Annotated in this window: 41 protein-coding genes; 33 read left to right on the top strand and 8 right to left on the bottom strand. The window is 39.9% G+C overall.

Annotation, left to right across the window (positions count from 1 at the left end):
- Positions 1 to 134 precede the first annotated feature (134 nt).
- The 6 genes from def to mscL all read left to right on the top strand — a co-directional run bounded on the left by def (position 135) and on the right by mscL (position 5648).
- Positions 135 to 644: a peptide deformylase gene (gene def, locus ADA56_RS06985; RefSeq protein ID WP_049369928.1), complete on the top strand. Its 510-nt coding sequence runs from the start codon at positions 135 to 137 to the stop codon at positions 642 to 644.
- A gap of 59 nt (positions 645 to 703) precedes the next feature.
- Complete coding sequence (gene fmt, locus ADA56_RS06980; protein ID WP_049369927.1) at positions 704 to 1660, top strand: methionyl-tRNA formyltransferase; 957 nt, start codon at positions 704 to 706, stop codon at positions 1658 to 1660.
- The gene (gene rsmB / locus ADA56_RS06975) at positions 1660 to 2997 is read left to right on the top strand and encodes a 16S rRNA (cytosine(967)-C(5))-methyltransferase RsmB (protein WP_049369926.1); all 1338 of its coding nucleotides are present in this window, start codon (positions 1660 to 1662) and stop codon (positions 2995 to 2997) included. The genes fmt and rsmB overlap by 1 nt, the downstream gene beginning before the upstream one ends.
- Entirely contained in the window at positions 2998 to 3813 is an 816-nt protein-coding gene (locus ADA56_RS06970; RefSeq protein ID WP_049369925.1) for a glycosyltransferase family 2 protein, read from the top strand.
- Positions 3810 to 5186, top strand: a complete 1377-nt coding sequence (gene trkA / locus ADA56_RS06965; RefSeq protein ID WP_049369924.1) for a Trk system potassium transporter TrkA — start codon at positions 3810 to 3812, stop codon at positions 5184 to 5186. The genes ADA56_RS06970 and trkA overlap by 4 nt, the downstream gene beginning before the upstream one ends.
- Before the next feature lie 78 nt (positions 5187 to 5264).
- Positions 5265 to 5648, top strand: a complete 384-nt coding sequence (gene mscL / locus ADA56_RS06960) for a large-conductance mechanosensitive channel protein MscL (RefSeq protein WP_014064553.1) — start codon at positions 5265 to 5267, stop codon at positions 5646 to 5648.
- A gap of 61 nt (positions 5649 to 5709) precedes the next feature.
- Here mscL and ispF read toward each other — a convergent pair whose 3' ends face one another.
- Genes ispF through ftsB form a run of 3 tightly spaced genes read right to left on the bottom strand, consistent with a single transcriptional unit; the run spans position 5710 to position 7144 of the window.
- Positions 5710 to 6186 carry a 2-C-methyl-D-erythritol 2,4-cyclodiphosphate synthase gene (gene ispF, locus ADA56_RS06955; protein WP_049369923.1) on the bottom strand — a complete coding sequence of 159 codons (477 nt, stop codon included), beginning with the start codon at positions 6184 to 6186 and terminating at the stop codon, positions 5710 to 5712.
- Positions 6183 to 6866, bottom strand: a complete 684-nt coding sequence (ispD, locus tag ADA56_RS06950) for a 2-C-methyl-D-erythritol 4-phosphate cytidylyltransferase (protein WP_049369922.1) — start codon at positions 6864 to 6866, stop codon at positions 6183 to 6185. The genes ispF and ispD overlap by 4 nt, the downstream gene beginning before the upstream one ends.
- Positions 6866 to 7144 carry a cell division protein FtsB gene (gene ftsB / locus ADA56_RS06945; protein ID WP_014064556.1) on the bottom strand — a complete coding sequence of 93 codons (279 nt, stop codon included), beginning with the start codon at positions 7142 to 7144 and terminating at the stop codon, positions 6866 to 6868. Before ftsB ends, ispD begins: the two co-directional genes overlap by 1 nt.
- A 250-nt stretch (positions 7145 to 7394) precedes the next feature.
- Between ftsB and ADA56_RS06940 the strand changes: the two genes are divergently transcribed.
- Positions 7395 to 8213, top strand: coding sequence for a 5'-nucleotidase, lipoprotein e(P4) family (locus tag ADA56_RS06940; protein WP_049368061.1), 819 nt, complete (start codon positions 7395 to 7397; stop codon positions 8211 to 8213).
- Between the two features lie 67 nt (positions 8214 to 8280).
- Here the strand turns inward: ADA56_RS06940 and fabR are convergent, their stop codons facing one another.
- Positions 8281 to 8904 (bottom strand): HTH-type transcriptional repressor FabR, encoded by a 624-nt coding sequence (fabR, locus tag ADA56_RS06935; RefSeq protein WP_014064558.1) that lies wholly within the window; start codon positions 8902 to 8904, stop codon positions 8281 to 8283.
- 25 nt (positions 8905 to 8929) lie between these two features.
- Positions 8930 to 9835: a DNA-binding transcriptional regulator OxyR gene (oxyR, locus tag ADA56_RS06930; protein ID WP_049369921.1), complete on the bottom strand. Its 906-nt coding sequence runs from the start codon at positions 9833 to 9835 to the stop codon at positions 8930 to 8932.
- A gap of 131 nt (positions 9836 to 9966) precedes the next feature.
- On the opposite strand from oxyR, the gene pgdx reads away from it, so the two are divergent.
- A complete protein-coding gene (pgdx, locus tag ADA56_RS06925) occupies positions 9967 to 10692 on the top strand; it encodes a hybrid peroxiredoxin PGdx (protein ID WP_049364685.1) in 726 nt (241 codons plus the stop codon).
- A gap of 94 nt (positions 10693 to 10786) precedes the next feature.
- Here pgdx and ADA56_RS06920 read toward each other — a convergent pair whose 3' ends face one another.
- Complete coding sequence (locus tag ADA56_RS06920; RefSeq protein WP_049369920.1) at positions 10787 to 11104, bottom strand: DUF5389 domain-containing protein; 318 nt, start codon at positions 11102 to 11104, stop codon at positions 10787 to 10789.
- Between the two features lie 49 nt (positions 11105 to 11153).
- On the opposite strand from ADA56_RS06920, the gene ADA56_RS06915 reads away from it, so the two are divergent.
- Positions 11154 to 11780, top strand: coding sequence for a rhomboid family intramembrane serine protease (locus ADA56_RS06915; protein ID WP_049369919.1), 627 nt, complete (start codon positions 11154 to 11156; stop codon positions 11778 to 11780).
- Positions 11781 to 11801: 21 nt separating this feature from the next.
- Positions 11802 to 12557: a DeoR/GlpR family transcriptional regulator gene (locus ADA56_RS06910; protein ID WP_005698899.1), complete on the top strand. Its 756-nt coding sequence runs from the start codon at positions 11802 to 11804 to the stop codon at positions 12555 to 12557.
- Positions 12558 to 12980: 423 nt separating this feature from the next.
- Here ADA56_RS06910 and trmL read toward each other — a convergent pair whose 3' ends face one another.
- Together trmL and rsmD are read right to left on the bottom strand one after the other, a co-directional pair.
- On the bottom strand, positions 12981 to 13457 hold the full coding sequence (trmL, locus tag ADA56_RS06905) for a tRNA (uridine(34)/cytosine(34)/5-carboxymethylaminomethyluridine(34)-2'-O)-methyltransferase TrmL (protein ID WP_049369918.1): 477 nt from the start codon (positions 13455 to 13457) through the stop codon (positions 12981 to 12983).
- Positions 13458 to 13466: 9 nt separating this feature from the next.
- A complete protein-coding gene (gene rsmD, locus ADA56_RS06900; protein ID WP_049369917.1) occupies positions 13467 to 14051 on the bottom strand; it encodes a 16S rRNA (guanine(966)-N(2))-methyltransferase RsmD in 585 nt (194 codons plus the stop codon).
- 98 nt (positions 14052 to 14149) lie between these two features.
- Between rsmD and ftsY the strand changes: the two genes are divergently transcribed.
- The 23 genes from ftsY to rpmD all read left to right on the top strand — a co-directional run bounded on the left by ftsY (position 14150) and on the right by rpmD (position 26344).
- Entirely contained in the window at positions 14150 to 15607 is a 1458-nt protein-coding gene (gene ftsY / locus ADA56_RS06895) for a signal recognition particle-docking protein FtsY (protein ID WP_049369916.1), read from the top strand.
- A 14-nt stretch (positions 15608 to 15621) separates the two neighbouring features.
- The gene (ftsE, locus tag ADA56_RS06890; protein WP_049369915.1) at positions 15622 to 16278 is read left to right on the top strand and encodes a cell division ATP-binding protein FtsE; all 657 of its coding nucleotides are present in this window, start codon (positions 15622 to 15624) and stop codon (positions 16276 to 16278) included.
- A gap of 9 nt (positions 16279 to 16287) precedes the next feature.
- Positions 16288 to 17220, top strand: coding sequence for a permease-like cell division protein FtsX (gene ftsX / locus ADA56_RS06885; protein ID WP_049369914.1), 933 nt, complete (start codon positions 16288 to 16290; stop codon positions 17218 to 17220).
- 320 nt (positions 17221 to 17540) lie between these two features.
- Positions 17541 to 17852: a 30S ribosomal protein S10 gene (gene rpsJ / locus ADA56_RS06880; protein WP_001181005.1), complete on the top strand. Its 312-nt coding sequence runs from the start codon at positions 17541 to 17543 to the stop codon at positions 17850 to 17852.
- A 16-nt stretch (positions 17853 to 17868) separates the two neighbouring features.
- On the top strand, positions 17869 to 18495 hold the full coding sequence (gene rplC / locus ADA56_RS06875) for a 50S ribosomal protein L3 (RefSeq protein WP_005632753.1): 627 nt from the start codon (positions 17869 to 17871) through the stop codon (positions 18493 to 18495).
- A gap of 15 nt (positions 18496 to 18510) precedes the next feature.
- The gene (rplD, locus tag ADA56_RS06870; protein WP_005695085.1) at positions 18511 to 19113 is read left to right on the top strand and encodes a 50S ribosomal protein L4; all 603 of its coding nucleotides are present in this window, start codon (positions 18511 to 18513) and stop codon (positions 19111 to 19113) included.
- Positions 19110 to 19409, top strand: a complete 300-nt coding sequence (gene rplW, locus ADA56_RS06865; RefSeq protein ID WP_005632756.1) for a 50S ribosomal protein L23 — start codon at positions 19110 to 19112, stop codon at positions 19407 to 19409. The genes rplD and rplW overlap by 4 nt, the downstream gene beginning before the upstream one ends.
- Positions 19410 to 19426: 17 nt before the next feature.
- Positions 19427 to 20248: a 50S ribosomal protein L2 gene (gene rplB / locus ADA56_RS06860; protein WP_005640979.1), complete on the top strand. Its 822-nt coding sequence runs from the start codon at positions 19427 to 19429 to the stop codon at positions 20246 to 20248.
- Between the two features lie 24 nt (positions 20249 to 20272).
- On the top strand, positions 20273 to 20548 hold the full coding sequence (gene rpsS, locus ADA56_RS06855) for a 30S ribosomal protein S19 (protein ID WP_005539416.1): 276 nt from the start codon (positions 20273 to 20275) through the stop codon (positions 20546 to 20548).
- An 11-nt stretch (positions 20549 to 20559) separates the two neighbouring features.
- Positions 20560 to 20892, top strand: coding sequence for a 50S ribosomal protein L22 (gene rplV, locus ADA56_RS06850; RefSeq protein WP_005625897.1), 333 nt, complete (start codon positions 20560 to 20562; stop codon positions 20890 to 20892).
- A 17-nt stretch (positions 20893 to 20909) separates the two neighbouring features.
- The gene (gene rpsC / locus ADA56_RS06845; protein ID WP_049369913.1) at positions 20910 to 21617 is read left to right on the top strand and encodes a 30S ribosomal protein S3; all 708 of its coding nucleotides are present in this window, start codon (positions 20910 to 20912) and stop codon (positions 21615 to 21617) included.
- A 13-nt stretch (positions 21618 to 21630) separates the two neighbouring features.
- Positions 21631 to 22041, top strand: a complete 411-nt coding sequence (rplP, locus tag ADA56_RS06840; protein WP_005695088.1) for a 50S ribosomal protein L16 — start codon at positions 21631 to 21633, stop codon at positions 22039 to 22041.
- Positions 22041 to 22232 (top strand): 50S ribosomal protein L29, encoded by a 192-nt coding sequence (gene rpmC / locus ADA56_RS06835; protein WP_049369912.1) that lies wholly within the window; start codon positions 22041 to 22043, stop codon positions 22230 to 22232. Before rplP ends, rpmC begins: the two co-directional genes overlap by 1 nt.
- Positions 22232 to 22489 (top strand): 30S ribosomal protein S17, encoded by a 258-nt coding sequence (gene rpsQ, locus ADA56_RS06830; RefSeq protein WP_005695091.1) that lies wholly within the window; start codon positions 22232 to 22234, stop codon positions 22487 to 22489. Before rpmC ends, rpsQ begins: the two co-directional genes overlap by 1 nt.
- A 238-nt stretch (positions 22490 to 22727) precedes the next feature.
- Entirely contained in the window at positions 22728 to 23099 is a 372-nt protein-coding gene (gene rplN, locus ADA56_RS06825; protein WP_005619403.1) for a 50S ribosomal protein L14, read from the top strand.
- 13 nt (positions 23100 to 23112) lie between these two features.
- On the top strand, positions 23113 to 23424 hold the full coding sequence (rplX, locus tag ADA56_RS06820) for a 50S ribosomal protein L24 (RefSeq protein ID WP_005695092.1): 312 nt from the start codon (positions 23113 to 23115) through the stop codon (positions 23422 to 23424).
- 17 nt (positions 23425 to 23441) lie between these two features.
- Positions 23442 to 23981: a 50S ribosomal protein L5 gene (gene rplE / locus ADA56_RS06815; protein WP_005695093.1), complete on the top strand. Its 540-nt coding sequence runs from the start codon at positions 23442 to 23444 to the stop codon at positions 23979 to 23981.
- An 11-nt stretch (positions 23982 to 23992) separates the two neighbouring features.
- Complete coding sequence (gene rpsN / locus ADA56_RS06810) at positions 23993 to 24298, top strand: 30S ribosomal protein S14 (protein WP_049369911.1); 306 nt, start codon at positions 23993 to 23995, stop codon at positions 24296 to 24298.
- A gap of 36 nt (positions 24299 to 24334) precedes the next feature.
- Positions 24335 to 24727: a 30S ribosomal protein S8 gene (gene rpsH / locus ADA56_RS06805; RefSeq protein WP_005625877.1), complete on the top strand. Its 393-nt coding sequence runs from the start codon at positions 24335 to 24337 to the stop codon at positions 24725 to 24727.
- A gap of 15 nt (positions 24728 to 24742) precedes the next feature.
- A complete protein-coding gene (gene rplF / locus ADA56_RS06800) occupies positions 24743 to 25276 on the top strand; it encodes a 50S ribosomal protein L6 (protein ID WP_005698881.1) in 534 nt (177 codons plus the stop codon).
- Between the two features lie 13 nt (positions 25277 to 25289).
- Positions 25290 to 25643: a 50S ribosomal protein L18 gene (gene rplR, locus ADA56_RS06795; protein WP_005695097.1), complete on the top strand. Its 354-nt coding sequence runs from the start codon at positions 25290 to 25292 to the stop codon at positions 25641 to 25643.
- A 14-nt stretch (positions 25644 to 25657) separates the two neighbouring features.
- Positions 25658 to 26158: a 30S ribosomal protein S5 gene (gene rpsE, locus ADA56_RS06790; protein WP_005695098.1), complete on the top strand. Its 501-nt coding sequence runs from the start codon at positions 25658 to 25660 to the stop codon at positions 26156 to 26158.
- Between the two features lie 6 nt (positions 26159 to 26164).
- Positions 26165 to 26344: a 50S ribosomal protein L30 gene (rpmD, locus tag ADA56_RS06785; protein ID WP_046339253.1), complete on the top strand. Its 180-nt coding sequence runs from the start codon at positions 26165 to 26167 to the stop codon at positions 26342 to 26344.
- Positions 26345 to 26347 lie beyond the last annotated feature (3 nt).

The following is a 26347-nucleotide window of genomic DNA, read 5'->3' as shown; positions in this document are numbered from 1 at the left end:
ACACCGCCAGGTAGTGAATGTGAACCCCGAGCTGAAGAGCTTGGGGTTTTTGTTTATGGAATTTTCAATATTTTAGCAAAGCGTTGATTCTATGATACAATCACCGCTGTAATTTTTATAAAACAAGAGAAAATATGACCGCACTTAATGTATTAATTTATCCAGATGATCACCTAAAGATTGTTTGTGAGCCAGTTGCAGAAGTCAATGATGACATTCGTAAAATTGTAGATGATATGTTTGATACGATGTACCAAGAAGAAGGCATTGGTCTTGCCGCTCCACAGGTAGATATCTTGCAACGTATTATTACGATTGATATTGAAGGTAACAAACAAAATCAATTAGTGTTGATCAATCCAGAAATTTTGGCTTCTGAAGGTGAAACAGGCATTGAAGAAGGTTGTTTATCTATTCCTGGATTCCGAGCCTTAGTGCCCCGTAAAGAAAAAGTCACGGTAAAAGCCTTCGACCGTAATGGAAAAGAATTTACGCTTGATGCAGATGGTTTATTGGCAATTTGTATTCAGCATGAGATCGATCATTTGAACGGTATTTTATTTGTGGATTATCTTTCACCGTTGAAACGTCAACGTATCAAAGAAAAATTAGTGAAATATAAAAAACAGATTGCAAAACAATAATCAAAAGTGCGGTATAAAATGACCGCACTTTTCCTATCAACGCCATAACGTAGAACATTATGAAACCATTGAATATCATCTTTGCCGGTACGCCGGACTTCGCAGCACAGCATCTTGCTGCACTCTTGAATTCACATCACAATATTATTGCTGTTTATACGCAGCCAGATAAACCGGCTGGTCGCGGTAAAAAATTACAGGCGAGTCCTGTAAAGCAATTAGCTGAACAGCATCAAATTCCTGTTTATCAACCAAAATCCTTGCGTAAAGAAGAAGCACAAGCAGAGCTTAAAGCGTTAAATGCTGATGTAATGGTTGTTGTAGCTTATGGTTTGATTTTACCTCAAGCAGTGTTGGATATGCCTCGTTTAGGTTGTTTAAATGTGCATGGTTCTCTCTTACCTCGTTGGCGTGGAGCCGCACCTATTCAGCGGTCTATTTGGGCAGGGGATCAACAAACCGGTGTGACGATTATGCAAATGGATGTGGGTTTGGATACTGGCGATATGTTACACAAAGTGTATTGCGATATTGATGCACAAGAAACCTCAACCTCGCTTTACCATAAATTAGCTGAAATTGCGCCAGCTGCATTGATTGATGTTTTGGATCATTTGGAAGAAGGGAAATTTATTGCAGAAAAACAAGATGATAGCCAAAGTAACTATGCAGAGAAACTTTCCAAAGAAGAGGCTAAATTAGATTGGTCGCTATCGGCAGCCCAGCTTGAACGTAATATTCGAGCATTTAATCCTTGGCCGATTAGTTTCCTACAATTAACTGATGAGCAGGGTAATGAACAAACCTTAAAAGTTTATGCTGCAGCCGTGTTGCCACATGTAGATAAACCAGCTGGGACGATTTTAAGTGTCGATAAAAAAGGTATCCAAATTGCCACGAAAGAAGGCGTTTTAAATTTATTGCAACTTCAGCCCGCAGGCAAGAAACCTATGTCTGTGCAAGACTTCCTCAATGGTCGAGCAGATTGGTTCCAGCTTGGTAAGGTTCTAAACTAATGGTATTTCAACGAAAAAAAACGGAAAAATCGACCGCACTTTCGGTACGCGCTATTGCTGCTCAAGTGATTTTACAGGTTTTAGATCAAGGCAAGTCCTTATCAACGTTACTTCCAGAAGTGCAATCACAGGTAAAACCACAGGATTTACCTTTATTACAGGAAATCACCTTTGGTATTTGTCGAGTATTGCCTCGTTTGGAAAATATTATAAAAAAACTATTAGATAAGCCATTGAAGGGGAAAACCCGCATAGTGCATTGCTTGTTATTAGTAGGGTTGTACCAATTACTTTATATGCGCGTGCCCGCTCATGCTGCAGTGGATGAAGTAGTAAATGCTACAAAATCATTAAAATCAGATAGTTTCCGTGGTTTAGTTAATGGTGTGCTGCGTCGATTCTTACGGGAGCAAGAGGATATTCTTGCCGTAGTAGATAAGCATTGGCAAACGCTTCATCTTGAATGGTTTGTGAATAAAATCAAAAAAGCTTATCCGAATTGGCGTGAAATTATTGAAGCGAATAACCAAAAGCCACCAATGTGGTTACGGGTCAATCAACAGCAAAATGACACGAAAAATTACCGCACTTTATTGGAAGAGCAAGAGATAGCTGCATTTGAATGTGATAATCCACATGCTTTGCGCTTAGTACAACCCCTTTCTGTCTCGAAATTACCAAATTTTGAACAAGGTGCAGTGACAGTTCAGGATCTTAATGCTCAATGGTCAGCTTTATTACTTGAGCCACAAAATGATGAATTAATTTTAGATGCTTGTGCGGCCCCAGGTGGGAAAACTACACATATTTTAGAAATGGCACCGCAAGCGAAGGTGATTGCACTTGATGTTGAGAGTCATCGCTTAAAACGTGTTGAAGAAAATCTTGCTCGTTTAAATCAACAAGCGACAGTGGTTTGTGGCGATGCGACTGGGCCTGAAAAGTGGCTTGCAGAAATAGGCTTAAGTGGCGCATCTTTTGATCGTATTTTATTAGATGCACCTTGCTCAGCAACGGGCGTGATTCGTCGTCATCCAGATATTAAATGGTTACGTCAAGAAACGGATATTGCTCAATTGGTTGCCTTGCAAGGACAAATTCTAAAAGCGCTTTGGGCAAAATTGAAACCTAATGGCATTTTGCTTTATGCGACTTGCTCGGTGCTTCCCGATGAGAATAGTCAGCAAATCCAGCATTTTTTAGCTGAAACACCCGATGCAGAATTAATGCCATTGCCGTTTGAACAAACGGAAAATACGATTGGAATCCAATTCTTACCACAAGAGAATGGTGGGGATGGTTTCTATTATGCAAAATTGAGAAAACGGTCAGCTTAAATGAATTTGCCTTTAATTGATGTCGTGATTCCTTGCTATAACGCGGAACAAACGCTTGTTCGTGCAGTGGAATCTGTGTTGCTGCAAGGTAATCTTGGCTGTCTTTGGCTGATTGATGATGCGTCGACAGATAATACATTTGCATTAGCCTTACAGCTTGCAGCGCAATATCCAGACAGAATTTCTGTCGAGCAAATATCGAAAAATAGCGGTGTTGCAGTGGCTCGAAATTGGGGGGCGATGCTCTCGGCTAAAAGTGCGGTTGATTTTGTCGCATTTTTAGATGCGGATGATGCATACGAACCTGGAGCATTAGAAGTAGCGGCGGCAACCTTTCATTTTCAGCCAGATACTTCGGTGGTGAGATTAGCATTGAAACCGATAAATTTAGCCCAACGTTATGCAGAACATCCTAATTTTGATCAGGCATGGCAATATATGCGCATGACCTGCGGAGGAAATATCGTTTTCAATAAAGCTTTTTTCTTAGCGTGTGGCGGATTTCCAACACATCAATTATTCCGAGAGCTCGGCGGTGAAGATGGAGCCTTAGGCATTGCAACCACTAAAACGGCAAAAGTGGCGACATTATTTGAAGATGTAGGCGTGTTGCATTTTTGTCGTGAAGGCATGCATGCGGAACGTTTACTCGATGGCCTGTTATTGGGTAAACAAGATCCAGCGATTACAGCCGAAAAAATGGCAGAAGCAGAACAAGTCACATCGATTATTTGTCGCCGTATTGAGGCATTAAAGTGTGGTCTAAATTCAGCTGAAATTGGTATCCGACCTTTGGTTGTGGAGAGAACAGAATGAAAATAATCATCTTAGGTGCCGGGCAAGTAGGTACAACACTTGCGGCAAATTTAGTGAGTGAAGATAACGACATCACACTGGTAGATAATGAATCTCAACATTTGCAGAATTTGCAAGATAAGCATGATTTACGCGTGGTTAAAGGTTCTCCTTCTTCTCCTAAAATTTTGCGTGATGCGGGCGCAGCCGATGCAGACTTGATGGTTGCAGTAACAGCATCAGATGAAATCAATATGATTGCTTGCCAGTTGGGATATACTCTTTTTAATACCCCAACACGTATTGCACGTATTCGTAATGCGGAATATTTGCGTGAGAAAGATAAATTATTTAATGATGAAAACGTACCAATCGATCATCTGATTTCGCCCGAAAATTTAGTTACGGATGAGATTACACGTTTAATTGCTTATCCAGGCGCGTTGCAAGTGGCACATTTTGCCAATAATCGAATTAGCATTGTGGTTGTAAAAGCCTATTACGGTGGTCCCTTAGTGGGCTATGCACTATCTGCTTTTAAAGAGCATATGCCACACATTGATTGCCGTATCATTTCGATTTTACGTAATGATAGATTAATTCGTCCGCAAGGTTCGACCATTATTGAGGCGGGCGATGAAATTACCTTTATTTGTGCGACGGAACACATTAAAGCGGTGATGAGTGAGTTGCAACGCCTTGAGAAAACCTACAAACGTATCATGATCGTTGGCAGCGGGAATATTGCCTCAGGTGTGGCAAAACAGTTAGAAGATAAGTATCAAGTGAAACTTATTGAGCGCGATGGAGAAAAAGCGAAAGTTTTAGCTGAAAGACTCTCTAAAACCCTGGTTTTCCATGGTGATGCTTCTGACCAAAATTTACTTTTTGAAGAGCATATTGAGAGCGTTGATGTCTTTTTATCTCTAAGTGCGGATGATGAAGCCAATATTATGTCGGCGTTACTGGCAAAACGCCTAGGGGCTAAAAAAGCCATGGTGCTTATTCAACGCATGGCATATATCAATTTGATTCAAGGTGGAACCATTGATATTGCGGTTTCACCACAACAAGCAACAATCTCAGCTTTATTAGGACATGTGCGTAAAGGGGATATCAAAAATGTGGCCTCTTTGCGTCATGGTACCGCGGAAGCCATTGAACTTGTTGTACATGGCGATGCGACAACATCCAATGTGGTTGGAAGACAAATTGGCGATATTAAGCTGCCAGTAGGGGCAATGATTGCTGCAATTTTACGTAAAAATGAAGTAATCATTGCTCGTCGTCAGGTTGCTATTGAAGAAGGGGATAATGTGATTGTTTATATTAATGACAAGAAATCCGTGTCAGAAATTGAAAAATTATTCCAACCAAGTGCATTTTTTATTTAAATAACAGTTTACTTTTTAATCTGAAAACCTATAATACGCACTCTTTTAATTTTTTAAACCAACACAAAAGGAAATTTTATGAGCTTTCTTAAAGAATTCCGCGAATTCGCAATGCGCGGCAACGTAGTAGATATGGCAGTCGGTGTGATCATCGGTGGTGCTTTTGGTAAAATCGTAAGTTCACTTGTCGGTGACGTAGTAATGCCTGTATTAGGTATTTTAACTGGTGGCGTAGATTTCAAAGATTTAAAAATCACGTTAGCAGAAGCGGTAGGTGAAACCCCAGCAGTAACATTAAACTACGGTGTATTTATTCAAAACGTCTTTGATTTCATCATCATTGCATTTGCAATCTTCATGATGATCAAAGGTATCAACAAAGTGAAAAAACCAGTAGAAGAAGTAAAAGGTCCTTCACAAGAAGAATTACTTACTGAAATTCGCGATTTATTAAAAAAATAATAAGAATTTAATCTAAATAAAAAAGGTTGGTATTTTACCAACCTTTTCTTTTACCTAAAATTTAAGCTTTTAATAATAATGCAACAGCCTCGCAAGCAATGCCTTCACTTCGACCTGTAAAGCCAAGTTTTTCTGTTGTAGTTGCCTTCACATTGACTTGCTCAATATCACAATGTAAATCTTCCGCAATTTTCGCTCGCATTGCATCGATATGCGGACGCATTTTAGGGGCTTGTGCAATAATGGTCACATCCACATTACCGACCTTATAGCCTTTTGCTTGTACTTGGCGGAATGCTTCTCGTAATAAAACACGGCTATCTGCATTCTTATATTGCATATCGGTATCAGGGAAGAGTTTACCAATATCACCTAATGCTACTGCACCTAATAAAGCATCTGTTAAGGCATGTAAGGCGACATCACCATCAGAATGGGCAATAAACCCAGTGTGGTAAGGCACTTCAACGCCACCAATAATTAAAGGGCGGTCTTCACCAAAGGCATGAACATCAAACCCATGTCCGATTCGTATCATAGCGTTTTCCTTGTTAAATAAAATTCGGCTAAAGCTAAATCTTCTGGACGCGTGACTTTAATATTATCACTTCGTCCTACGACTAAGTGCGGTTGAAATCCGGCGAGTTCCATCGCAGAGGCCTCATCTGTAATATTAGCGCCTTGAGAAAGCCCCTGTTCAAGTGCATTTCTTAATAGATCGTAACGGAAAAATTGAGGCGTTTGTGCAAGCCAGAGTTCAGCGCGATCTTCCGTTTTAATAATATCTTGTTGTTCATTTGCGCGTTTAATCGTATCGACCGCTGGAATAGCTAAAATAGCACCTTGTTCATCATCGATTTGGAGCAATTTATCTAAATCTTGATGTGTTAAACAAGGTCTAGCCGCATCATGCACCAATACCCAAGCTTGGTCATTTTTGATTGCTTTGAGTCCATTTAGAACTGACTCAGCTCGTGTTTCCCCCCCTTCAACGAGGGTGATGTTTTGATGAGGGAATAAGGTAATTTCAGAAAGATAGGGATCATTTTTCCCCACCGCAAGGATAACGTGATTGATTGCAGGGTGGGATAGAATGACTGAGAGCGTATGTTCCAGAATCGTCTTGTCTAGGATTTTCAGATATTGCTTCGGTTTGTTTGCTTGCATACGGCTTCCAACACCCGCAGCAGGAATGACGGCAATAATTTCGCGGCTCATTATTTATGCTCTTTGACGATGTGATAGAACACTTCGTTTGGTTTGACCATATCATGACTCATGCGTGCACGCTCTTCAATAGATTCAAAGCCTTTTGTTAATCCTTGAATTTCGGCAGAAATCATTTGATTTCTTTGTGAGAGCTTTTCATTTTCAGCTTTATTCTCTTTGATTTGAGCTTCGACATCTTTGTAGTCAAAATAGCCGTTTTTACCAAACCAAAGATCGTACTGAAATAGCACGAGAATACCCACTAAAATTCCAATGAAAAGACGCATAAATTACCTATTATTTCTGAAAACTAGGGATAGTTTACCGTGAAATACAGCGAAATGCGATGAAAAAGTGCGGTTAAAAAATAAGATGATTTTGAAATGATCTCATTGGGTTTGTTAGATAGCTTCAAAATGAAAAATGTGATCTATCTCACAAATTAGTTATAAAGTTTGATAAACCCATAGTCACTGCCCAAATAGGCTTGTTATACTTTTGTCTGTCATTATGACTTTTTAACAGAAGGAACAATCAATGAAAACAACATTAAAACTTACCGCTATTGCAGCGATGTCAGCATTTATTTTAACCGGTTGCGCGACTCAAAATAAAAGTGCAGAAGCGGATGCTCAGCTTCAACAACAAGCGGTATTAGGTCTTAACTGGATTCAACAATCAGGTGAATACCAAGCCCTTTCTTACCAAGCATACAATGCGGCAAAAGTGGCATTTGATCACGCTAAAGTGAAAAAAGGTAAGAAAAAAGCCGTTGTGGTGGATTTAGATGAAACCATGTTAGATAACAGCCCTTATGCAGGTTGGCAAGTTCAAAACAATAAACCATTTGATGGCAAAGACTGGACTCGTTGGGTAGAAGCTCGTCAATCAGGTGTGGTACCAGGTGCAGTAGAATTCAATAACTATGTAAATACCCACGGCGGTAAAATGTTCTACGTTTCTAATCGTAAAGAAAGCAATGAAAAAGCAGGTACGATTGATGATATGAAACGTTTAGGTTTTAATGGTGTTGAAGATTCAGCGTTTTACTTGAAAAAAGATAAATCACCAAAAGCAGCACGTTTTGAAGAAATTGAAAAACAAGGTTATGAAATCGTCGTTTATGTGGGTGATAACCTCGATGACTTCGGTGATGCAATCTACGGTAAACAAAATGCAGAACGTCGTGATTTCGTGGCACAAAACAAAGCGAAATTTGGTAAAACATTCATCGTTTTACCTAACCCGAACTACGGCGGTTTTGAAGGTGGTTTAGCGAAAGATTACTTCAAAGGTGATTCAAGTAGCAAAGTGAAAGCGCGTTTAGATGCGATTAAAGCTTGGGATGGTAAATAATTCCCTTTTTTAGATAAAGCAACACCCGCAGAGATGCGGGTGTTTTGTTTTAGTCGAAAAGTGCGGTCTATTTTCGCATCATTTTTTCTTTATGCGCCGCAAAATCCCCACCTTTAGCAAGCATGCGAAGCTGTAAGATAACGCGTTCTTTTAACAAATCTTGTTCAGCTTTGGTCATATCTAAGGCATTAGAACCTGCCGTGAATACGATGGTTACCATGCCTTCTGCTTGTACATAAGAGACATATTGAGAGTAGTGATTTTTCTTCGCAATGTACTCAGCTAATTCATCGACAAAGTGTTTGATTTCACGAGCGGCTGCGGTACGGAATGCTTGAGAGGTTCCCGAACTTTCACGTAAAAGCAAACGGAACACGTTGGTGCTGTGAGTGATAAACTCAAAAAAGGTTTCAACAGAAACACGGATGACACTGCCGCCGGCATCAATGCGTTTACGCGCTTGGCGCATTAATTGGCGAAGCGTTAAGCCGGCTTCATCCACCATTTCTAATCCGAGCTCATCCATATCGCTAAAGTGGCGATAGAAAGAAGTTGGTGCAATGCCTGCTTCACGCGCAACTTCACGTAAACTTAAATTAGAAAAGCTTTTTTCTGCACTCAACTGATTGAACGCGGCGTCAATCAAGGCTCGACGGGTTTTTTCTTTTTGAATTGCTCGAACGCCTGCCATTTGGTTTTCCTCAGTCTATGATGAATTATTTTTTATTCGCTAAAATTGATTTAACTTGTTCACTGATCGCATTTGCAACGCGTTCATAACGATTACGTAATGGCGATCCTGGGCGATAAACAAGCTCAATAGTACGAGCGGGTTCTGGTGAATGGCAAGGAATATATTTTACGCCTTTACGTGTACCTTCATTTAATACAGCAAGTTCTGGCATAAAGGTAATACCTGCATTAGCTGCCACCATATTGCGTAAGGTTTCTAGGCTCGTCGCTTGGAAGTGAGAGTCCTCTTTCGCTCCTGCCGTAAAACAATAATCTAACGCTTGATTACGTAAGCAGTGCCCATCATCTAACATGAGCATTTCTTGACCTTTTAGGGTGTTCATGGCAATTTTGCTTTCTGAAGCCCATGGATGTTCTTCTGAAACAGCGAGTAACATTTTTTCATCAAAAATGGGTACTTCGATAAAGGCTTCCGTTTCGGGTACACGAGCCACAATTGCGCAATCTAAGCGACCTGTTTCTAATTGCTCTAATAGTTGATGCGTTTGAGCTTCGTAAAGAAAAACTTCTAAATCTGGGAAAGTTTCTTTTAATGTTGGTACAATGTAAGGAAGTAGATAAGGGCCAACAGTAGGGATGAGTCCAATGTGTAATGGACCGGTCATTTCTTTACCTTGATTGCTTGCCATTTCTTTAAGTAATTTTACTTCACGTAATACAGTGCGAGCTTGCTCAACAAGTAACATACCCGATTGTGTGAAGAGCACTTTACGGCTAGTACGTTCAAGTAAAATAATGCCTAACTCATCTTCGAGTTTGCGGATTTGACCACTTAAAGTTGGTTGGCTAACATTGCAAGAATCCGCAGCACGACGGAAATGTTTGAATTCAGAAAGGGCAACTAAGTATTCTAAATCACGAATATTCATAGGGTTCTCACTTTATAGAATATGTCAATTAAAAGGATAGAATTAATTGATTGTAACTATATCACAAAACTTTCTATAATGCCTATCAAGTTTTTAAGGCAAATTCATTTAACTAACAGAGGAGACACATTATGTCTAATATGGAAGGAAAAAAAGTCCCACAAGTTACATTTCGTACTCGTCAAGGTGATCAATGGGTTGATGTGACTACATCTGAATTATTTGATAACAAAACAGTTGTTGTATTCTCATTACCAGGTGCTTTCACGCCAACTTGTTCATCTTCTCACTTACCACGTTATAACGAACTCGCACCCGTTTTCAAACAACATGGTGTAGATGATATTTTAGTTGTATCAGTAAATGATACGTTTGTTATGAATGCGTGGAAAGAAGCTGAAGAAGCACATAACGTGAAATTCATTCCAGATGGTAACGGTACTTTCACTGAAGGTATGGGCATGTTAGTTGGAAAAGATGATTTAGGTTTTGGTAAACGTTCTTGGCGTTATTCTATGCTTGTGAAAAATGGCGTAGTTGAAAAAATGTTTATTGAACCAAATGAACCAGGCGATCCATTTAAAGTATCGGATGCAGATACCATGTTGAAATACATTGCACCAAATTACCAAGTGCAAGAATCAATCTCAATCTTCACTAAACCTGGTTGCCCATATTGTGCGAAAGCAAAACAACTTTTACGCGATAAAGGTTTAAGCTTTGAAGAAATCGTATTAGGTCACGATGCAACAATCGTGAGTGTACGTGCAGTTTCTGGTCGTTCAACTGTGCCACAAGTATTTATTGGTGGTAAACACATCGGTGGTAGCGACGATTTAGAAAAATACTTTGCATAATTGATTGCTAGGTAGGAATTTTTTATATTTTTGATTATTAGGGACATAATGTAAAAGGGAGCGAAAGCTCCCTTTTTTGTTGTTTGTTATATTTTTAAGCATTAAACCCAATGTAGCAAACTGAGATTAAAACGACATAAAAAACGACCGCACTTAACAGTAATAATTTTACGGCTAGTTTTGGTTTATGCTGATGCAATTTATAAAGTAAACGCGCAATTAAGACTAAAACAAAGGGATAAACCCAAAAGATAATCGAGAAAAGATCGATCTGAAAGTCGCTCAGTGTAGGGTTTTTCACAAAAGCAGTAGAAAGCAGAGAGGCCATAGGCCACAGTAAAATGGGTAAACAAAATGCCGCAAGTCCCCAAGCGAAGCCACTAAATCCTGTCGGCATAGTTTGTTTTTTCATAATGAACCTTATATGATGAACAAAATTAAATGAAAAAGGAATATAGCAAATGCAGCCTTTATTTGGTAGCGAAACAGATGGGATTCAAGAGAGAAAATTGGTGAAACGTCTATTAAGAAAGAAAAAAATTACGTTTATTTTGACCGCACTTTGCGCGGTGATTTATCTCTTGCAGAATATCGGATTTGAAGAGCCAATTATGGATTTATTCCATTATCCGGCTTATTCTTGGGAAGATCAGGAAGTATGGCGCTATTTCACTCATGCTATTGTTCATTTGTCGGTACCGCATATTTTATTTAACCTTTCGTGGTTTTGGTTATTCGGTGGCGCGATTGAACGCCGATTTGGTTCTCTCCATTTTTTATTATTAGTTTTAGTCTCAGCTGCAGTGAGTGGAGCTGTACAGAATTATTTTACCGGTCCCGCCTTTTTCGGGCTATCTGGTGTGGTTTATGCCGTGTTAGGTTATGTGTTGGTGGTGGACAAATTGCACCCGCATAGTTTTGACTTACCAGAAGGCTTTTTTACAATGTTACTGGTAGGGCTTGTATTTGGCTTTATTAGTCCGCTTTTTGGTATTAATATAGGAAACGCTGCTCACATTTCAGGCTTTATCTTAGGATTGGTTTGGGGATTTCTGCAGAGTAAAATTAAGGCTAAATTGTTTAGCTAATTCAAATTTATAGGCATTTATATGAAGCAATCATTACGCCATCAGAAAATAATTGAGCTTGTGAAGCTAAAAGGGTATGCCAGTACAGAAGAGCTGGTTATCGAACTGGAAGTCAGCCCACAGACCATTAGACGAGATCTGAATATCCTTGCAGAACAAGATTTAATTCGTCGTCATCATGGTGGTGCCGCTCCTTCTTCTACCGCAGAAAACTCTGATTACATTGAACGTAAACAATTTTTCCCTTCTCAAAAAAGTGCCATTGCTCGCGAAGTGGCAAAACGTATTCCAAACGGTGCATCCTTATTTATTGATATTGGTACCACGCCTGAAGCGGTAGCTAGTGCCTTGTTAAATCATGAACGGTTACGCATTGTGACGAATAATATCAATGCGGCTCATTTATTACGCCAAAATGAAACCTTTGATATTACGATGGCGGGTGGTTCCTTACGTAAGGATGGTGGCATTATTGGTGAGGCAACCGTTAATTTTATTTCGCAATTCCGGTTAGACTTTGGAATTCTGGGAATTAGTGCAATTGATCTTGACGGTTCATTGTTGGACTATGATTACCATGAAGTCCAAGTTAAACGAGCCATTATAGAAAGCTCTCGCCAAACGTTATTAGCGACCGACCATTCGAAATTCTCTCGACAAGCGATTGTGCGATTAGGGGAGCTTAAAGATGTAGATTATCTTTTCACTGATGATGTGCCAAAACAAATTGCGGATTATTTAGAAAATAGCAATACAAGGTTAGTGATTTGCAAATGATAGAAATAGGAAGTGCGGCCAAAATTGACCGCACTTTTTTGGTAAGCATCCATGCCTAGCCACTGCTGTTTCGACCAATTCAAAATTAACTTCATTCACCCAACCTCCTTATTGATGTGAGATGAAACTAATTTTGCTGCAATAGTTGTTAAATTTTAGGGATACAAATGGAGGGCAAATCATTCGACTGCCAATTCTTTATTTAGGACAACGGGGAAGGTTTGCTTGAAGAGTCAAGAAAGACTAGAGCTTGATAGATCAAGTGGGTACATCGAGATCCCTCTCTAAATGTAATTTATTTATACTGCTGTTTTGGTAAAAAGGGAATCTTAAAATTATAAATATGTGATCGAGATCACAAATTAAATGCAAAAAGAAAGCTGCTTATTTTTGTTTAGAAAATAAGCAGCTATTTTATTGGTTTTATCGATTTAAATTCACCGCGCCTTCGTAACCAAGTTGTCGCCAAGCTTCATAAACTGCAACAGCTACCGAGTTTGATAAGTTCATACTGCGGCTATTTGCTGTCATTGGGATACGGATTTTTTGTTCCATTGGCATTTTATCTAAAATAGACATTGGAATACCACGGGTTTCTGGGCCAAACATTAAATAATCCCCTAATTCAAATTGCACTTCACTATGCGCAGGGCAGCCTTTAGTGGTGAGGGCAAAAAGACGTTTCGGTTTTTCACTTTCTAAAAAGGCTTCAAAGGTTTTATGTTTTTTGATTTCAGCAAATTCATGATAATCCAAGCCGGAACGACGTAATTTTTTATCATCCCAGGTAAAACCAAGCGGCTCGATTAAATGAAGACGAAAGCCAGTGTTGGCACAAAGACGAATAATATTTCCCGTATTTTGCGGAATTTCAGGTTCGTATAACACAATATCTAACATAATGATTTCCTAATTTTTTTGATACAGGCGGTAGCTCACCATACCTGTGGTTTTTTCTTTTAGTAATTGCCAATTTTCAGGCACGCTTAGCGGTTTGTCTTTTTCTGTTTCAACATAAATCAACGCATGAGGTAAGAGCCAATTCTTTTCCTCTAATAGGGTAATTGCTTGTTCAGCTAAACCAAAATGAAAAGGCGGATCCAAAAATACCACATCAAAGTGCGGTTGATTTTGCACTTGTTTTAAAAACTCCAAGCTATTTTGATTGATTACTTGAGCTTGTTCATTCGTCGTTTTTAGCGTTTGCAAATTTTTTTTTAATTGATTCGCTACGGTTTTATCCAACTCTAAAAACGTTACCTGTTTCGCTTGTCGAGAAAGAGCCTCAAAGCCAAGTGAGCCACTACCCGCAAAGCAATCAAGACAATGGCTATCCACAATGTAAGGCATTAACCAGTTGAATAAGGTTTCTTTCACGCGATCACCTGTAGGGCGCAAGCCTTCCGCATTTAAAACCGGTAATTTTCGTCCACGCCAAAGACCCGCGATGATTCGAACTTCGCCTTTGGCATTTTGAACTTGCATTTTTTTCATAAAGAAACAGATTTTTAGTGAAAATTGTGCTTAGTTTAGACGATTTTTTGCTAGAATAGGCAGTATTTTTTAAAGATTTGTGTTTAAGAGAAGAATTTATGTCAGAAGAAAAGAAAAAAGGCGGGTTTTGGGCCTCTCTTTTTGGTCGCAATAAAAAGCAAGAAGAACAAAAAATTGAGCCAACTATTGAAGAGTCATCTGTTGAATCTGCCGATGTTTCGCCTACGGAAGAGATTGTTCACAATAGCGAGAACGTTCAATTAGAACAAGTTGAACAGGAAGAATTACAGGAGTTAGCGGAACAGCTGCAAGAGGATAAAGCTGAGAATACCATTGTTGAGCATATTGAACCTGTTGTAGAAGAAGTGATTTCACCTGAAAGTGCGCTCAATATTGAGCCAGTTTTAGATACACCGGTGATTGAGGCAACGGCTGAAGAGACAGAAAAAACAGAAGGAGTTTCTACCGCACTTTCTGAGGAAGAGCCAACAGAAAGCATTATTGAGCAAGATAATGTCGTTGAAGATCTTCCTGTGGTTGATGCTGAGATTGAGCCTGAAATTGTTGAAGATGTTAAAGATGAATTCCGTTCAGATATTAATACCGAAACGCAAGAAAAACCAAGTGAAGGTGGCTTTTTTAGTCGTTTAGTCAAAGGCTTACTCAAAACTAAACAAAATATTGGTGCAGGTTTCCGAGCGTTCTTTTTAGGTAAAAAGATTGACGATGATTTATTTGAAGAGTTGGAAGAGCAGCTTTTAATTGCCGATATTGGTGTGCCAACAACGAATAAAATCATTAAGAATTTAACGGAGCACGCAAGTCGTAAACAGTTACAAGATGCGGAATTGCTTTACCAACAACTTAAAGTTGAAATGGTAGAAATTCTAAAACCGGTTGCCAAACCATTGGTCATTGATACGACTAAAAAGCCTTATGTTATTTTGATGGTTGGCGTAAACGGTGTAGGTAAAACAACCACAATTGGTAAATTGGCTCGCAAATTCCAAAATGAAGGAAAATCAGTCATGTTAGCGGCAGGGGATACCTTCCGTGCTGCTGCAGTAGAACAACTTCAAGTATGGGGAGAACGTAATAATATTCCGGTTGTGGCACAAAGTACGGGTTCAGATTCTGCGTCTGTAATTTTTGATGCGATGCAATCTGCCGCGGCACGTAATATTGATATTTTAATTGCGGATACGGCTGGTCGTTTACAAAATAAAAATAATCTCATGGATGAATTGAAGAAGATTGTTCGTGTCATGAGAAAATACGATGAAACCGCGCCGCACGAAATCATGCTTACCTTAGATGCGGGTACAGGGCAGAATGCAATTAGCCAAGCTAAACTCTTTAATGAGGCGGTTGGGTTAACAGGTATTACATTAACCAAATTAGATGGAACAGCAAAAGGTGGGGTAATTTTCGCCATTGCAGATCAGTTTAATTTACCAATTCGTTATATTGGTGTGGGTGAAAAGATAGAAGATTTACGCGAATTTAATGCAGAAGAATTTATTGAAGCATTATTTGTTCACGAAAATGAAGAATAAAAAGGAATAATAAAGTGATTCGATTTTCAAATGTCTCTAAAGCTTATCACGGTGCGACTCAGCCGGCCTTACAAGGCTTGAATTTTCATCTTCCTGTTGGAAGTATGACTTATCTTGTTGGGCATTCTGGCGCGGGTAAAAGTACCTTGCTTAAATTAATCATGGGAATGGAAAAGGCGAATGCCGGTAATATTTGGTTTAATGGTCATGATATTACGCGTTTGTCTAAATATGAAATCCCATTTTTACGCCGCCAAATTGGCATGGTTCACCAAGATTACCGTCTATTAACGGATCGTAGCGTAGCAGAAAATGTGGCGTTGCCATCGATTATTGCTGGCATGAACCCGAAAGAAGCACATACACGCGCATTGGTTGCATTAGATCGTGTGGGCTTACGTAGTAAAGCGAATTATATGCCGCCACAAATCTCAGGTGGTGAGCAACAACGTGTGGATATCGCGCGTGCAATCGTACATAAACCGCAACTTTTATTAGCGGATGAGCCTACAGGTAACCTTGATGATGAACTTTCTTTAGGGATTTTTAATCTGTTTGAAGAGTTTAATCGTTTAGGCATGACGGTGTTAATTGCGACACACGATATCAATTTAATTCAACAAAAACCAAAACCATGTCTTGTACTTGAACAAGGCTACTTACGCTATTAAGGATAAAAAATGACAAGACGTATTGATGCTTCTTTTGGCGTGCAAACTGCTTATACTTTGCGTTCTGTTTTGAGCGATTTAGTAAAACGTAAATTTGGTACATTGCTAACAATTTTAGTTATTGCCGTATCTCTCACGATTCCAACGGTGAGCTATTTGTTATGGAAAAATTTACACTTAGCGACGACTCAATTTTATCCGGAAAGCGAACTCACGATCTATTTACACAAAAATTTAAGTGAAGAAGATGCTAACTTAGTGGTAGAAAAAATCCGTCAGCAAGAAGGCGTGGAATCGTTAAATTATGTTTCTCGCCAAGACAGTTTGAAAGAGTTTAAAAGTTGGTCTGGTTTTGGTGAAGAGTTAGAAATTTTAGATGACAACCCATTGCCGGCAGTGGTGATGGTGAAACCGTCTAAAGCGTTTAATGAATCAGAAAAACGAGCTGAGTTACGCGCAAATTTAAATAAAATTAAAGGTGTGCAAGAAGTTCGACTAGATAACGATTGGATGGAAAAATTGACCGCACTTTCGTGGCTTTTCGCACACGTGGCAATTTTCTGTACAGTGTTAATGACAATAGCCGTATTCCTTGTTATCGGAAATAGCATTCGATCCGATGTTTATAGCAGTCGTGCGAGTATTGATGTGATGAAGCTATTAGGTGCAACGGATCAATTTATTCTTCGTCCTTATCTTTATACTGGCATGATTTATGCTGTGCTAGGTGGATTTGTCGCAGCTGTATTTAGTAGTCTTATTGTGGGTTACTTTACTTCAGCCGTGAAATATGTGACGGATATTTTTGCGGTCACCTTTGAGCTCAATGGATTAGGTGTGGGCGAGCTGATCTTCTTATTAGTAAGTTGCTTGATTATGGGCTATGTTGGCGCTTGGATTGCCGCAACAAGACATATTGCAATGTTAGATAACAAACTATAAATTTTATTTATATAAAGTGCGGTCATTTTTCCAGGTGAAAAACACTCGAGAAAATGACCGCACTTTTTTATTTGTGGAAATTAATTGAACAAAAAGCTTGCATAATTAGGTGTTTTTGTGTAATATCCACGGGCTTTCAGATATTGAAAGCCGTTTAATGTAATCATTTATTAAACGAGTATTACGATATGTAATACTAACAATGTTTCCGATTTGGAGACTATATAACAGGTAACTTACACCTCCTTTTCTATTTTGAAGTTAGAATTGTGATTGGTGTTAGTTTTTTATTAGCTAAATTTTATTGGAGCTCTGGTCTAATGCAGAACCAAAGAATCCGTATCCGCTTAAAAGCTTTCGATCACCGTTTGATCGATCAATCTACTGCGGAGATCGTAGAAACAGCTAAACGTACTGGTGCACAAGTTCGTGGTCCAATCCCTTTACCAACTCGTAAAGAGCGTTTCACCGTGTTGATTTCTCCACACGTGAACAAAGACGCGCGTGACCAATACGAAATTCGTACACACAAACGTTTAGTAGATATCGTAGAGCCAACAGAAAAAACTGTTGATGCATTAATGCGTTTAGATTTGGCTGCCGGCGTGGACGTGCAGATCAGCCTAGGTTAATTAAGAGGTTATTACAATGATTGGTTTAGTCGGTCGTAAAGTTGGTATGACCCGTATCTTCAATGAAGACGGTGTTTCTGTACCAGTTACCGTTATCGAAATCGAAGCCAACCGCGTAACTCAAGTTAAAACTCTTGAAAACGATGGCTATACTGCAGTTCAAGTTACTACTGGTTCTAAAAAAGCGAATCGTGTAACTAAACCTGAAGCAGGCCATTTCGTGAAAGCAGGTGTTGAAGCTGGTCGCGGTTTATGGGAATTTCGTACTGAAGGTGAAGAATTCACTTTAGGTCAAGAAATCAATGTTGACATCTTTGCAGATGTTAAAAAAGTAGATGTTACTGGTACTTCTAAAGGTAAAGGTTTCCAAGGTGGTGTTAAACGTTGGAACTTCCGTACTCAAGATGCTACACACGGTAACTCTTTATCACATCGTGTACTTGGTTCTATTGGTCAAAACCAAACTCCAGGTCGTGTGTTTAAAGGTAAAAAAATGGCAGGACATTTAGGTGCTGAGCGTGTAACCGTTCAATCACTTGAAGTTGTTCGTGTAGATGCTGAGCGTAAATTGCTATTAGTAAAAGGTTCTGTACCTGGTGCTATCAATGGCGATGTTATCGTTAAGCCGGCAGTTAAAGCATAAGTCTAGGAGATAGAGATGGAATTACAAGTTGTAGGTGCAAACGCACTAACTGTTTCTGAAACTACCTTCGGACGTGAGTTTAACGAAGCTTTGATTCACCAAGTTGTTGTTGCTTATGCAGCAGGTGCTCGTCAAGGTACTCGTGCGCAAAAAACTCGTGCTGAAGTGTCTGGTTCAGGTAAAAAACCTTGGCGTCAAAAAGGTACAGGTCGTGCTCGTTCTGGTGATATCAAATCACCAATCTGGCGTTCTGGTGGTACAACCTTCGCGGCTAAACCACAAGATCACAGCCAAAAAGTGAACAAGAAAATGTACCGTGGTGCTATCAAAAGCATTCTTTCTGAATTAGTTCGTCAAGACCGTTTGGTTGTTGTTGAAAAATTCGAATTAGATGCACCAAAAACTAAAGTATTAGTACAAAAATTAAAAGATTTAGCAGTTGAAGATGCGTTAATTATCACAGCAAGTTTAGATGAAAATCTATTCTTAGCGGCACGTAACTTATATAAAGTTGATGTACGTGATGTTCAAGGTATCGATCCAGTTAGCTTAATCGCTTTCGATAAAGTGATTGTTACTGTTGACGCTGTGAAACAAATTGAGGAGATCCTAGCATGAGTCAAGAACGTTTGCTAAGCGTGCTACGTGCACCGCACATCTCTGAAAAAGCAACTAACAATGCTGAAAAATCTAACACTGTTGTACTTAAAGTTGCTTTAGATGCGAACAAAGCTGAAATTGCTGCTGCTGTTGCTCAATTATTTGAAGTAAAAGTTGACTCAGTTCGTACTGTGGTTGTTAAAGGTAAAACTAAACGCCGTGGTAACAAAATGGGTCGTCGCAGCGACTGGAAAAAAGCTTATGTAACTTTAGCCGAAGGCCAAAACTTGGACTTCGTGGACAGTGCAGAGTAATCGGAGGAAATTAGAGAATGGCTATCGTTAAATGTAAGCCGACCTCCGCTGGTCGTCGTCACGTTGTTAAAATCGTGAACCCTGAATTATACAAGGGTAAACCTTACGCGCCTCTTCTAGATACTAAATCTAAAACTGGTGGTCGTAACAATTATGGTCGTATTACCACTCGCCACATCGGTGGTGGTCATAAACAACATTACCGTTTAATCGATTTCAAACGTAACAAGTTAGATATCCCAGCGGTTGTTGAACGTTTAGAATATGATCCAAACCGTTCAGCTAACATTGCTTTAGTGCTTTATAAAGATGGTGAACGCCGTTATATCTTAGCACCTAAAGGTTTGTCAGTTGGCGATCAAATCCAATCTGGCGTTAACTCACCAATTAAAGTGGGTAACTCATTACCAATGCGTAATATCCCAGTTGGTTCAACAGTACATAACGTTGAATTAAAACCAGGTAAAGGCGGTCAAATCGCTCGTTCTGCTGGTGCTTATGTACAAATCATCGCTCGTGAAGGCAACTACGTAACTTTACGTTTACGTTCAGGCGAAATGCGTAAAGTATTAGCTGAATGTGTTGCTACAATCGGTGAAGTTGGTAACTCAGAACATATGCTTCGCGTATTGGGTAAAGCTGGTGCTAACCGCTGGAGAGGCATTCGCCCTACAGTTCGTGGTACAGCAATGAACCCAGTAGATCACCCACACGGTGGTGGTGAAGGTCGTAACTTTGGTAAACACCCAGTAACTCCTTGGGGCGTTCAAACTAAAGGTAAGAAAACTCGTCACAACAAACGTACTGATAAATATATCGTACGTCGTCGTGGCAAATAATTTAAATTAATAAGAGGATAAGCCATGCCACGTTCTCTCAAGAAAGGTCCTTTCCTTGACCTACACTTGTTGAAGAAGGTAGAGAAGGCGGTGGAAAGCGGGGATAAAAAACCAATCAAAACTTGGTCCCGTCGTTCAATGATCATTCCTTCAATGATCGGATTGACCATCGCAGTCCATAATGGTCGTCAGCACGTTCCTGTTTATGTATCTGATGAAATGATCGGCCATAAATTAGGTGAATTTGCACCGACTCGTACATACCGCGGTCACGCGGCAGATAAGAAAGCTAAGAAATAAGAGGTAAATAGATGGAAACTATCGCAAAACATCGTTACGCTCGCACTTCTGCCCAAAAAGCTCGCTTAGTTGCCGATTTAATTCGTGGTAAAAAAGTTGCGCAAGCATTAGAAATCTTAACTTTTACTAACAAAAAAGCTGCGGCTTTAGTGAAAAAAGTATTAGAGTCTGCTATTGCTAACGCAGAGCATAATGATGGTGCAGATATCGATGATCTTAAAGTTGCTAAAATCTTCGTTGACGAAGGTCCTAGCATGAAACGTGTTATGCCACGTGCTAAAGGTCGTGCAGATCGTATTTTAAAACGTACTAGCCACATCACTGTGGTTGTGTCAGATCGTTAATAAGTAGAGGAATAGCAATGGGTCAAAAAGTAAATCCAAATGGTATTCGCCTAGGTATTGTAAAACCTTGGAACTCTACTTGGTTCGCGAATACACAAGATTTCGCCGACAATCTTGACGGTGACTTCAAAGTACGCAAATTCTTAACTAAAGAATTAGCAAACGCTTCGGTTTCACGTATTACTATTGAGCGTCCAGCGAGAAGTATTCGTGTAACAATTCACACAGCTCGCCCTGGTATCGTTATCGGTAAAAAAGGTGAAGATGTTGAAAAATTACGTAACGCAGTATCTCAAATAGCTGGCGTTCCGGCTCAAATCAACATTGCTGAAGTGAAAAAACCGGAATTAGATGCAAAATTAGTTGCAGACAGCATCGCTTCTCAATTAGAACGTCGTGTAATGTTCCGTCGTGCTATGAAACGTGCGGTACAAAGCGCAATGCGTTTAGGTGCTAAAGGTATCAAAGTTGAAGTTAGCGGTCGTTTAGGTGGCGCAGAAATCGCACGTTCTGAATGGTATCGTGAAGGTCGTGTACCTCTACATACTCTTCGTGCGGACATCGATTATAACACTGCAGAAGCTCATACTACATACGGCGTAATCGGCGTTAAAGTATGGATCTTCAAAGGTGAAATTTTGGGTGGAATGGCTGCAGTTGCGCAATCAGAACAACAACCTGCCGACAAGCCTAAAAAGGCTCCACGTGGCAAAGGTCGTAAGTAAGGAGAAACGCTAAATGTTGCAACCAAAACGTACAAAATTCCGTAAAGTTCACAAAGGCCGTAACCGTGGTATCGCGGGTGGTACTGAAGTTAGCTTCGGTACATTCGGGTTAAAAGCAGTTGGTCGTGGTCGTTTAACCGCTCGTCAAATTGAAGCGGCTCGTCGTGCAATGACACGTGCAGTTAAACGTCAAGGTAAAATCTGGATCCGTGTTTTCCCAGATAAACCAATTACTGAAAAACCATTAGAAGTCCGTATGGGTAAAGGTAAAGGTAACGTTGAGTACTGGGTAGCCTTAATCCAACCGGGTAAAGTACTTTATGAAATGGATGGTGTGTCAGAAGAGATCGCAAGACAAGCATTTGCATTAGCAGCTGCTAAATTGCCAATCAAGACTACCTTCGTAACTAAGACGGTGATGTAATGAAAGCTCAAGATTTACGTACAAAAAGTGTTGAAGAGCTGAATAATGAATTAGTGAACCTTTTAGGTGAACAATTCAAATTGCGTATGCAAACAGCCACCGGTCAGCTTCAACAAACCCATCAGGCTAAACAAGTGCGTCGTGATATCGCACGCATTAAGACTATTTTAACTGAGAAGGCGGGTGAGTAATGACTGATAAAATTCGTAGCGTACAAGGTAAAGTTGTTAGCGACAAAATGGAAAAATCTTTCGTTGTTGCTATTGAGCGTAAGGTAAAACACCCGTTATACGGTAAATTTATCCGTCGTACAACTAAATTACACGTACACGATGAGAACAACGAAGCCAAATTAGGTGATGTAGTAGAGATTCGCGAATGTCGTCCTCTCTCTAAAACCAAATCTTGGACTTTAGTTCGTGTTGTTGAGAAAGCTGTTATTGCTTAATTAACAAATTAAAAAATAAAAGCCAATGGTTATGCCGTTGGCTTTTTTCTTTCCAAGACTTGCTAAAAAGTCATGAAAATTTGACCGCACTTTAAATACGCTAATTTAAGCATAAAATTTTAATTGCGTTTCTAGCTTGATTTTGGTAAACTCCGCCACCTATCCGCCATATATCTTTATAAGGCATGGGTAGGTTCGTCCCGCAAGGGTGTATTATTAACTTAACGGAGCATAAAATATGATCCAAGAACAGACTATGCTGGATGTTGCTGATAACTCAGGTGCTCGCAGCGTAATGTGTATCAAGGTTCTAGGTGGATCGCACCGTCGTTATGCTGCTATTGGTGATATCATCAAAGTTACTGTAAAAGAAGCAATTCCACGCGGTAAAGTTAAAAAAGGTGATGTATTAAAAGCAGTTGTTGTGCGCACCAAGAAGGGTGTTCGTCGCCCAGACGGATCAGTCATTCGCTTCGATGGTAACGCTTGTGTAATTTTAAACAATAACACAGAGCAACCAATCGGTACTCGTATTTTTGGACCGGTGACTCGTGAACTTCGTTCTGAGAAATTCATGAAGATCATTTCTTTGGCACCAGAAGTACTGTAAGGAGAAGTGAGAAATGGCTGCAAAAATTCGTCAAAACGATGAAGTAATCGTACTTGCCGGTAAAGACAAAGGCAAGCGTGGCAAGGTAACTAAAGTGTTACCAAACGGTAAAGTGTTTGTTGAAGGTATCAACATCATCACTAAACATGAAAAACCAGTTCCTGCTTTAGGACAAGCTGGTGGCTTAGTGAAAAAAGAAGCGGCTATCGATGCTTCTAATGTTGCGATTTTCAATCCAAAAACAAACAAAGCTGACCGTGTAGGTTTTAGATTCGAAGACGGCAAAAAAGTACGTTTCTTCAAATCTAACAATGAAATTATCTAACAAACTGGAGTAATGCGATGGCGAAACTGCATGATTACTACAGAGATCAAGTAGTAAACGAGTTAAAAAATAAATTCGGCTACAAATCTGTCATGCAAGTCCCACGAATCGAAAAGATTACCCTGAATATGGGTGTGGGTGAAGCATTGACCGATAAGAAATTGCTAGACAACGCAGTAGCGGACTTAGCAGCAATTAGCGGTCAAAAACCTTTAGTAACTAAAGCTCGTAAATCTGTTGCTGGCTTTAAAATCCGTCAGGGATATCCAATCGGTTGTAAAGTAACACTACGCGGTGAGCGTATGTGGGAGTTCTTTGAACGTTTAATTACAATTGCTGTTCCACGTATTCGTGACTTCCGCGGTTTAAGCGCGAAATCATTTGATGGTCGTGGTAACTACAGCATGGGTGTGCGTGAACAAATCATCTTCCCTGAAATCGATTACGATAAAGTAGATCGTGTACGTGGTTTAGATATCACTATCACAACTACTGCTAAGAATGATGAAGAAGGTCAAGCACTACTTGCTGCCTTTAATTTCCCATTCCGTAAATAAGGCAGGTTATAATGGCAAAACAATCAATGAAAGCACGCGATGTAAAACGCGTTAAATTGGCTGAAAAATTCTTCGCTAAACGTGCAGAATTAAAGAAAATCATTTCTGATGTCAATGCCTCTGACGAAGATCGTTGGAATGCAGTGTTAAAATTACAAACTTTACCACGTGATTCTAGCGCTAGTCGTCAACGTAACCGTTGCCGCCAAACTGGACGTCCTCACGGCGTTTTACGTAAGTTTGGTTTAAGCCGTATTAAGGTTCGTGAAGCTGCTATGCGCGGCGAGATCCCAGGCCTTAGAAAAGCGAGCTGGTAATATACCACTTTATTTTGGAATCGGAGAAAAAGTACAATGAGTATGCAAGATCCAATCGCAGATATGTTGACCCGTATTCGTAACGGTCAAGCTGCGAACAAAGTTGCAATCAATATGCCTTCTTCCAAGCTAAAAGTGGCAATTGCCAACGTATTAGCTGCTGAAGGTTATATCGAAAGCGTTAAAGTTTTAGAAGGTGCAAAACCTGAATTGGAAATTACTTTAAAATATTTCCAAGGCAAACCGGTTGTAGAAAGCATCCAACGTGTAAGCCGTCCTGGTCTTCGTATTTACAAACGTAAAGACGAATTACCAAAAGTTATGGGTGGTTTAGGTGTTGCTGTAATTTCTACATCTAAAGGTGTTATGACTGACCGTGCAGCTCGTCAAGCGGGCTTAGGCGGTGAGATCATCTGTTACGTAGCTTAATAGAGGGGTAGGAAAATGTCTCGTGTTGCAAAGGCACCTGTTAATATTCCTGCCGGCGTTGAAGTTAAACTCGACGGTCAGCTATTAACAGTAAAAGGAAAAAATGGCGAGTTATCTCGCACAATTCATCACTCAGTTGAAGTTAAACAAGATAATGGTCAATTTACTTTCACTCCACGTGAAGGTTTTGTTGAAGCGAATGCTCAATCGGGTACAGCTCGTGCATTAGTTAATGCAATGGTTATCGGTGTTACTGAAGGCTTCACTAAGAAATTACAACTAGTGGGTGTTGGTTACAGAGCTCAAGTTAAAGGCAACGTAGTTGCATTAAGCTTAGGTTTCTCTCACCCTGTGGAGCACACTTTACCAGCAGGTATTACTGCAGAATGCCCTTCACAAACGGAAATCGTTTTAAAAGGTGCTGACAAGCAGTTAATTGGTCAAGTTGCAGCAGATATTCGTGCTTATCGCCGTCCTGAACCTTATAAAGGTAAAGGTGTACGTTACTCTGATGAAGTAGTACGTATGAAAGAGGCTAAGAAGAAATAATTAAGGTAACACTATGGATAAGAAATCAGCTCGTATCCGTCGTGCAGCTCGTGCACGTCATATGATGAGAGAGCAAGGTGTAACTCGTCTAGTTATTCACCGTACTCCGCGTCATATCTACGCACAAGTTATTGCACCAAACGGTTCAGAAGTGCTTGCCGCTGCTTCAACTGTTGAAAAAGCAATTCGTGAGCAAGTTAAATATACCGGTAATAAAGATGCCGCAGCAGTAGTAGGTAAACTTGTTGCTGAGCGCGCATTAGCAAAAGGCGTTAAAGACGTTGCTTTTGACCGTTCCGGTTTTAAATATCATGGTCGTGTCCAAACTTTAGCGGACGCTGCACGTGAAGCTGGTCTACAGTTCTAATGAGGTAAATTGAGATGTCAAACATCGAAAAACAAGCTGGTGAACTGCAAGAGAAGCTAATCGCAGTAAACCGTGTATCAAAAACTGTAAAAGGTGGTCGTATTATGAGCTTTACTGCTTTAACAGTAGTAGGCGATGGTAACGGTCGCGTAGGTTTTGGTTATGGTAAAGCTCGTGAAGTTCCGGCAGCGATCCAAAAAGCGATGGAAAAAGCACGTCGCAATATGATTAATGTCGCTTTAAATGAAGGTACATTACAACACCCAGTTAAAGGTGTTCACACTGGTTCTCGCGTATTTATGCAACCAGCTAGCGAAGGTACAGGTATCATCGCAGGTGGTGCAATGCGTTCAGTGTTAGAAGTTGCTGGTGTACGTAACGTTCTTTCTAAAGCGTATGGTTCAACCAACCCAATCAACGTTGTTCGTGCAACTATTGATGCATTAGCAAATATGAAATCACCAGAAATGGTAGCTGCTAAACGTGGCAAAACCGTTGATGAAATTTTGGGGTAATTGATAATGGCTAAAACTATTAAAGTAACTCAAGTTCGTAGCGCAATTGCTCGTTTACCGAAGCACAAAGCTACCTTGCGTGGTCTTGGTCTTCGCCATATGCACCATACTGTTGAGTTAATCGATACTCCGGCAGTACGTGGTATGATTAACCAAGTTTCATACATGGTTAAAGTGGAGGAGTAAGAG

The organism is Parahaemophilus parainfluenzae, from assembly GCF_001055095.1.
Lineage (GTDB): Bacteria > Pseudomonadota > Gammaproteobacteria > Enterobacterales > Pasteurellaceae > Haemophilus_D > Haemophilus_D parainfluenzae_Z.
This window is presented reverse-complemented; position numbering and strand designations above follow the sequence as displayed.